Raw genomic sequence first — 8170 nt, forward strand, 5'->3', positions numbered from 1 at the left:
CCCCGTCTCCGATGAGGCGACCGGGTCAGACGAGGGCGGTGGCCTCCTCCAGGGTGAGGCCGCCGCCTTCGGCGTACGCCGCCTCGTACGCGGCGTCGCCGAGCGCGGCCCGGGCCAGGCGCTCGGCCAGCTCGGCGTCCGCGCGCTCGACGGTGACCGGGAAGTGGGCGGGCGGCAGCAGCGCGCGGTAGGCGCCGATGAGCCGCGCGGCGTCGTACTCCCGGTCCCGGCCGCCGAGCTGGACGAGGGAGCGGGCCCCGGTGATCAGGTACGCGGCCGGGAGGTGGGGGGCGAACATCATGGAGAGCGGGTCCCGGACGGCTTCCATCGCCTGGCGGAGCCGGGCGAGGGCGTCCTCGTACCGGCCCTCCTCGTTGTCGATCCAGGCCAGCAGGCCGAGCAGGAAGCCGTCGAACATGGCGAACGCGCCGACGGCGAACTCCTCGCGCAGGGACTGGAGCTGGGTGCGGGCCTCGGGGAGGCGGCCGGTGCGGCCGTAGATGCAGGCGAGGAACATCTGGGCGGCGGGCACGGCCTCGTTGCCGAACTGGTGGACGGCACCGGCGAGGAGGCCGGTGAGGAGCTCCTCGGCCTCCTCCAGGTGGCCGTCCTCGGCGAGGGTGCCGGCCATCCGCACCTGCAACACCGTGACCTGGGCCTTGGCCCCGAGCCGCCGGGCGTACTCGATCGCGGCGCGGTAGTCCTGGGCGGCCAGGGCGTACTCCCCGCGCTTCTCCCGGGCCTCGGCGCGGGCGGAGAGGGCTTCGGCGCAGCCCCAGTCGTCGCCGAGGGACGCGTAGAGGGCGAGGCTCTCCTCGGCGTCGCGCGACGCGTTGCCGGCCCCGTCGGCGCGGTTGGCGAGGATGTTGGCCCGGAGCTGGAGGGCGGAGGCCAGCTCCCAGCGGTAGCCGAGCGCGCGGGCCGTCTCGACGGTCTCCTCGGCGGCGCGGTGGAGCAGTTCGGGGTCCCCGGAGATCATGACGGCGTAGATCCACAGGAAGGAAGGGGCCCGGCAGGTCTGTGGCAGCCCCGGGCGGTAGGCGGCGACCACGCCCTCGGCCTGGGCGCGGACCTCGGGGGTGGACCAGGTGGAGCTGATCTGGTCGCGGGCGACCAGACACATCAGCTGGATGCCGCGCCAGGCCTCGGTGAGCAGTTCGCCCTCGTAGGGCGGGGGCGTGTCGACGATCTGCCGGTACACGGGCTGGGCGGGGACGACGGGCGCGGCGAAGGGGTCCGGGCCGAGGGCTGCGGCGGCACCCGCCCAGTGGCGGGTCTCGGCGCGCAGATCGTGCATGTGCCAGTACCAGCCGAGGGAATGCACGAGGCAGAGCACCTCGCCCACGTCCTTGGCGGCGACGGCGCGGCGCAGGGCGGTGCGCAGGTTCTCGTACTCGGTGGCCAGCCGGTCGGCGGCGGCACGCTGGCCGTGGCCGCGCAGCAGCGGCTCGGTGGTGCGGGCGAGTTCGCGGTAGTGGGTGAGGTGGCGGAGCTCGGTCTGCGCCCGGTCCTCGCCGGCCTCGGCGAGGCGGTCGGCCGCGTACTCGGCGACGGTCTCCAGGAGGCGGAAGCGCATCCCGGCGGGGCCGTCGGGGGCGGCGACGACGAGGGACTTGTCCACGAGGGATCCGAGCAGGTCGGCGACGTCCGCGCCATCGAGGTATCCCCCGTCCGCGCAGACGGCCTCGGCGGCGTCGAGGTCGCAGCCGCCGGCGAAGACGGACAGCCGGCGCAGCACGGCCCGTTCGGGCTCGTCGAGGAGGTCCCAGGACCAGTCGACCACCGCGCGCAGGGTCTGCTGGCGGGGCAGGTGGGTGCGCGAGCCGCCGGTCAGCAGCCTGAACCGGTCGTCCAGCCGGTCGGCGATCTGGCGGGGGGTGAGCAGCCGCAGCCGGGCGGCGGCCAGCTCGATGGCGAGCGGCATCCCGTCGAGCCGACGGCAGATCTCCACGGCGGCGGCCGGGTCCTCGTCCACGGTGAACCCCGCCCGGGCGGCGGCCCCGCGGTCGTCGAGCAGCCGGAGCGCGACGGGGTCGGGCAGCGGCTCCACCGGGCGCAGCGTCTCGCCGGGCACGCCGAGGGGTTCACGGCTGGTGGCCAGGATCTGTACGCCGGGGCAGCGTGCGAGCACCTCCTCGGCGAGGCGGGCGGCGGCGTCGACGACGTGCTCGCAGTTGTCGAGGATCAGCAGCATCCGGCGCCGCGCGCAATGTTCTGCGAGGCGGTCGAGCGGGTGGTCCCCGCCGCGCTCGGTCAGTACCCGCATCTCTTCGGCGGAGCCGCCGCGCAGCTTGGTCTCCCGCGCCCCGAGCGCCGCGAGCACGGCCTCGGCGACGTCCTCCGGATCGTCCACGGGAGCCAACTCCACGAACCACACCCCGTCGGCCCAGGCGGGGGCGGATCCTCCCGGGAGCGTGCCGACGGCGGGGGGTGCGTCCGGCGTGCCGCGGCCGGCCCGAGCGTGTGCCTCGGCGGCCTCCTGCGACAGCCGGGTCTTGCCGGCGCCGCCGGGGCCGAGCAGGGTGACGAGCCGCGACCGGGCGAGGTCGTCCCCGATGACCCGGATGTCCTCCTCCCGCCCGACGAAGGTGGTCAGCCGCATCCGCAGGTTGCCCGCGCCCGGGCCGGGCGGCACCTGACCGTCCCCGGCCACCGCGGCGGCCCCGTAGGGGTCCCCGCTCACCGGCCCGGCCGCGTACGGGTTCGCGCTTTCCGGCCCGGCCGCGTAGGGGTCCCCGCTTTCCGGCGCTCCCGGACCGGAGCCACCCGGCCCGGCGGTACGGCCGGAGATGGATCCGGCAGGTCCGGCCGGGGAGCCGGAGCCCGATCCCGCAGGTCCGGCCGGGGAGCCGGAGCCGGCTCCGTCAGGTGCGGCCGTGGAGCCGGAGCCCGCCCGGTCGGGACCACCGGTCCCGGACGGCGCCGAGGAGGGTCGGTGCGGCTCGGCCGGGGTGCCGGGCCGGCCGTCATGGCCGGGGCCCGGCACGGGCCCGCCGGGTCCGGCCGGGGCGGCCGAGGAGCCCTGCACGGTCCCGGCGGGCACGCCGGACCCGGCCGGCTTCGTCCGGCCTGTCGAGTCTTCGGCGGGGTGGCCGGGCCCCCGGTCGGGAGCGGATCCGCCCTGCCCCGTCCGGGCGGGCTGGTCGGTCCGGCCGGTCCCGGCCGTCGGCGCCGGAGGAAGCGGCCCGGGTCCGGCCGCGGGGTCGGAGTGGCCCTGTACGGCCGGCGTCCCGGGAAGCGGTCCGGGGCCCGCCGTCGGGTCGGTCAGCAGGGCCGTGTGGAGGGCGCGGAGGGTGGGGCCGGGGGTGGTGCCCAGGCGGGTGGCGAGGTCCCGGCGGACTTCGTCGTAAGCGGCCAGCGCCTCCGCCGGGCGGCCCGCGTCGCGCAGCGCGCGGATGCGCAGGGCCTGCAGGGGTTCGTCCAGCGGCAGCCCCGCGCACAGCGCGGTCAGCTCCGGCAGGACCCGCTCCGCCTCCCCCAGCGCCAGCGCCGCGTCCAGGCGGCCCCGGCGCGCGTCCAGCCGTAGCGCCTCCCAGCGGGCGGCCTCCGGCCCGGAACCCGGCAGCGAGCTGAGCGGCTCGCCCCGCCACAGGGCGAGGGCCTCGTCGTAGAGGGCGGCCGCCTCCGCCGGGGAGGCCTGCGCCGCCGCCCGCGCCAGCCGCTCGAAGCGGTACAGGTCGATGTCGTCCCGCTCCGCGACGAGCCAGTAGCCGCCCGCCCCGGACCCCACCGCCTCGCGCCCCAGCACCCTCCGCAACCGCCCCACCAGCGCCTGGAGCGCCGCGGGGCCGTCCGCCGGCGGGTCCCCGTCCCACACCTCGTCGATGAGCGAGGCCGTCGGCACCGCCCGCCCCGGCCGCAGGGCGAGCGCGGTCAGGAGCGCGCGCAGCCGCGCCCCGCCGACGGGTACGGTGCTCCCGTCGTCGCGGATGGCCTGGGTGGTGCCGAGCATCGCGTAACGCACCGGCCCATTGTCTCCGGCCCGGAGCTCCCCCGGGCGCCGCCTGCGGGATAGGTTCCCCGTATGGGTCCCCAGGGCAGTCGCAACCGTAGCCACCACCGCAGTCACGACCGCGGCGACCGGCAGATCAGTCCCGTGTTCCTCGGCATCTTCGCCGTCATGGCGGTCACCGGGTGGGCCGTGTGGACGGGGTACTCGACCAGCACCGGGCTGGCCGTCTTCCTCTTCGTCACGGCGGCCTGGATCGTCTCCCTGTGCCTGCACGAGTACGCGCACGCCCGCACCGCCCTGCACAGCGGAGACCTCAGCGTCGGCGCGAAGGGCTACCTGACGCTGAACCCCCTCAAGTACACGCACGCGCTGCTCAGCATCATCCTGCCGGTGCTCTTCGTGATCATGGGCGGACTGGGTCTCCCCGGCGGCGCGGTCTACATCGAGCGCGACCGGATCGAGGGCCGCTGGCGGCACAGCCTCATCTCGGCGGCCGGCCCGCTGACGAACGTCGCCTTCGCGGCCGTCTGCACGGCCCCGTTCTGGCTGAACGCGCTGGACGGGGTCCCGATGCCGTTCCGCTTCGCGCTCGCCTTCCTGGCCCTGCTCCAGGTCTCGGCGGCGATCCTGAACTTCCTGCCGGTCCCCGGCCTGGACGGCTACGGCATCATCGAGCCCTGGCTCTCCCACGGCGTACGCCGCCAGGTGGCGCCGCTGGCGCCCTTCGGCCTGCTGGCCGTCTTCGCGCTGCTGTGGATCCCGGAGATCAACGCGTACTTCTTCGACACGGTGTACGGGCTGCTGTCGGCGCTGGGCGTGAGCGAGCTGGAGGCGTACTGCGGCCGCGACCTCTACCAGTTCTGGCAGGACACCAGCGGCTTCTGCCAGGCGCCGTAGACCGCGGCCGGGCCTCGATCCGCCCGCGGTCAGCCCGCGATCAGCCCGCGGTGCGGGCCGCTGCCGCGGCCTTCTCGATCTTCGCCTTGCGCACGTAGAACCACGCCATGTTCGACGTGATGCCCGCCATCAGCACCCACACGATCCCGAGCAGGCTGCCCTCGATGAAGGAGACCACGGCGGCGGCAGTGGCGAGGACGCAGAGAACGACGGCGAACACGGCAAGGCGGGGCATGACGGGGGCTCCTCGGGGGCACTGAAGCGGTTCAAGCCCTTCCAGTGTCCCCCATGCCCCGGCGTGCTCCCGTCGGGCCGATTTCCGCCATCCCGTGATCTTTTCCTCCTCCCGCCGCTACGGTTCGCCCGAGACGCACCGCGCAGGGGGTGCGGAAGGACCGGGGGGAACACGTGCAGGAGATCCCGAAGGGCGCGAACGTCAGTCTGACCGCCCTCAGTGAGGACGCCGGGGCGGTCGTCGTGAGTTTGGGCTGGAGCAGCGCTTCGGGGGCGGGTGACGCCGACGTCTCGGTGCTGCTGCTGGACGAGAACGGCAAGGTCCGCGACGAGAACGACTTCTACTTCTACAACAACCCGGCGGCCGCCGACGGGAGCGTGCAGCTGCTGGGCAAGGTGCCGACGGACAACGGCGACGAGGACCGCATCAGCGTGGACCTGACGGCGGTCCCGGAGGGGGTCGCGCGGATCGTCGTGGCGGCCAGCCGGTACGCCGGCGCGCGCTTCGGAGACCTCGACGACCTGCGGATGACCGTCGCGGACCGCACCGGGGAACCGCTGGTCGGCTACTCCATCGACGACGCGGGCGTGGAGACCGCCTTCATCTTCGGCGAGCTGTACCGGCGGGGCGAGGAATGGAAGTTCCGCGCGGTGGGCCAGGGGTACGAAACCGGCCTCGCGGGACTGGCCACGGACTTCGGCATCCCGGTGCTGGAGGAATCCGAGGAACCCGAAGAGGCCGAGCGGGAGCCGGAGGAGGTCGCCGCCGTGCCCGTCGCCGACGCTGTCGCCGAACCCGTCGCCGAACCCGCGCCCGAGCCCGAACCCGCGCCCGGGCCCCCCGAGGCGGCCGCGCCCGTCGCCGTACCGGCGCAGAGCCGCGGCCGGGGCCCCCGTACCACCAGGAAGAAGGTCACCCTGCCCAAGGTGGCCAAGAAGTCCCTCGCCGAGAACGACTCCTGGAGCCAGGCCCGCCTGTTCCCCGTCCCCTCCCTCAAGAGCGACAGGGAGCGGGAGGTGCGCGCCACCTCGGTCCTGCTGTCGGTCATGGCGCAGGTGCCAGAGTTCGGCCGTCGCCTCACCGCGGGGTTCGGCGCGCCCGCCGGCCGGATGCAGACCTTCACGGAGGTCTCCCTCCCCCACGGGGACACGCCGCGGCGCCCGGACGGGGTGATCCGGGTGGAGCGCGCGGGGAAGCTGTGGACGGCGCTCGTGGAGACGAAGACGAACGGCAACCCGCTCAAGGCGGAGCAGGTCCAGGCGTACATGGACATCGCCGCGCGCCGCGGTTACGAGGCCGTGATCACCCTCTCCAACGACGTGGCCCTGGAGGGCCGCCCCATGGTGGAGGTGAAGGTGGACGGCCGGCGCAAGCACAAGGTCAGCCTCTGGCACCTGTCCTGGGCCGAGGTCGCCCACCAGGCACAGCTGCTGATCCGCCACGAGGGCGTGGGCAATGCCGCGCACGCCTGGCTCCTCCAGGAACTCCTGGAGTACCTGCGTCACGAGCAGTCCGGCTGCCACGGGTTCCAAAACATGGGCGCCGCCTGGGTGCCCGTGCGCAAGGGCATCGAGGACGAGACCCTCGGCCTCGGGGACGCCCGGACCGTGGAGGTCGTGGAGAGCTGGGAGCGGCTGGTCCGCCAGGTGTGCCTGCGCCTCGGCGGGGAGCTGGGGCAGAAGGCGCTGCCGGTGCAGCGGGCCCGGCGGGGCAGTGATCCGCAGGCCCGGCGGGTCGCGGCGGCGGACCGGCTGTGCGCGGACGGGAAGCTCTCCGCGGAGCTGCGCGTCGACGGGACCAGCAGCGTCATCGCGGTGAGCGCCGACCTCAGGACCTCCAAGGTGCGGACGTCCGTCGACGTGCCGGCCCCGGAGGGCGCGTACCCGCTGGCCATGGTGAAGCGGCTGCTGAGGCTGCTCGCCGAGGCTCCGGCGGACCTGCACGTGGAGAGTCTCCTGGAGGCAGTGCCGGGCGCCGGGCCGGGTGCCGGGCCGGGGCCCGGGAGCGGGCCGCGCGGCACGCTGGAGCGGCTGCGGCCCGAGCCGGGCGACCTGCTGCCCGTGAACGGCTCGGCCGTCGTGGGTTTCCGGCTGTCGCTGCTCAAGGGGATGGGGAGCACGCGGGGGAACGCGGAGTCCGGGTTCATCCGCAGTGTGGACGAGGCCGTGGAGCGCTTCTACCACGGTGTGGTGGCGCACCTGGGCCCGATCGAGGGGCGCGGCGGGCGGCGCGGCTGAGGGGGCGGCACGCGGGGCCACCCGGTCCGTCGGCCCCGTGCGGGGACGGCCGGGCGGGTGGCCCCGGCGGGCCGGGCGGTCAGACGTCCGTGATGCGCAGGCCCGCGTGGGCCTTGTAGCGGCGGTTGGTGGAGATGAGGTTGGCCACCAGGGATTCGACCTGGTGGGCGTTGCGCAGGCGGCCCGCGAACACGCCGCGCATGCCGGGGATGCGGCCGGCGAGGGCCTGGACGAGGTCGGTGTCGGCGCGGACCTCGCCGAGGACCATCACGTCGGTGTCGATCTCGTCGATCGACTCGTCCTGGAGCAGGACCGCCGAGAGGTGGTGGAAGGCCGCCGTGACGCGGGAGTCCGGCAGGAGGGCGGCGGCCTGCTGGGCCGCGCTGCCCTCTTCGACCTGGAGGGCGTACGCGCCCTGCTTGTCGAAGCCGAGCGGGTTGACGCAGTCGACCACGAGCTTGCCGGCGAGGTCCTCGCGCAGCGATTCCAGGGTTTTGGCGTGGCCCTCCCACGGCACCGCGATGATCACGATGTCGCTGCGGCGCGCGCACTCGGCGTTGTCCGCGCCCTCCACCCCGAGGCCGAGCTCGTCGGCGGCGGTGCGCGCGCGGTCGGCAGCACGGGAGCCGATGATCACCTTCTGGCCGGCGCGGGCGAGCCGGTAGGCGAGGCCCCGGCCCTGGTCGCCGGTGCCGCCGAGGACGCCTACGACGAGGCCGGAGACGTCGGGAAGGTCCCAGGGGTCCTTGGCGGGAGCCTTCGCGGGCTGCTGCGTGCTGTCTGTGGAGGTCATGGGGGCGAGGGTAGCCGCGAGATCGTCAGAGGCGAATGCACGGACGGTGTGAGATG

Annotated in this window: 5 protein-coding genes; 2 read left to right on the plus strand and 3 right to left on the minus strand. The window is 75.0% G+C overall.

Annotated features, from left to right (window positions below; translation table 11 throughout):
- Window positions 1-25: 25 nt before the first annotated feature.
- Window positions 26-3952: an AfsR/SARP family transcriptional regulator gene (locus AC061S_RS31585; RefSeq protein ID WP_478689303.1), complete on the minus strand. Its 3927-nt coding sequence runs from the start codon at window positions 3950-3952 to the stop codon at window positions 26-28.
- Between the two features lie 72 nt (window positions 3953-4024).
- On the opposite strand from AC061S_RS31585, the gene AC061S_RS31590 reads away from it, so the two are divergent.
- The gene (locus AC061S_RS31590) at window positions 4025-4849 is read left to right on the plus strand and encodes a site-2 protease family protein (protein WP_478689297.1); all 825 of its coding nucleotides are present in this window, start codon (window positions 4025-4027) and stop codon (window positions 4847-4849) included.
- 40 nt (window positions 4850-4889) lie between these two features.
- On the opposite strand, the gene AC061S_RS31595 is transcribed toward AC061S_RS31590, so the two are convergent.
- Window positions 4890-5084, minus strand: a complete 195-nt coding sequence (locus tag AC061S_RS31595; RefSeq protein ID WP_478689298.1) for a hypothetical protein — start codon at window positions 5082-5084, stop codon at window positions 4890-4892.
- Window positions 5085-5266: 182 nt separating this feature from the next.
- On the opposite strand from AC061S_RS31595, the gene AC061S_RS31600 reads away from it, so the two are divergent.
- The gene (locus AC061S_RS31600) at window positions 5267-7321 is read left to right on the plus strand and encodes a TerD family protein (protein ID WP_478689304.1); all 2055 of its coding nucleotides are present in this window, start codon (window positions 5267-5269) and stop codon (window positions 7319-7321) included.
- Window positions 7322-7400: 79 nt separating this feature from the next.
- Here the strand turns inward: AC061S_RS31600 and npdG are convergent, their stop codons facing one another.
- A complete protein-coding gene (gene npdG, locus AC061S_RS31605) occupies window positions 7401-8114 on the minus strand; it encodes an NADPH-dependent F420 reductase (protein ID WP_478689299.1) in 714 nt (237 codons plus the stop codon).
- Window positions 8115-8170 lie beyond the last annotated feature (56 nt).

The sequence above is a fragment of the Streptomyces sp. CA189 genome (genome assembly GCF_056428985.1).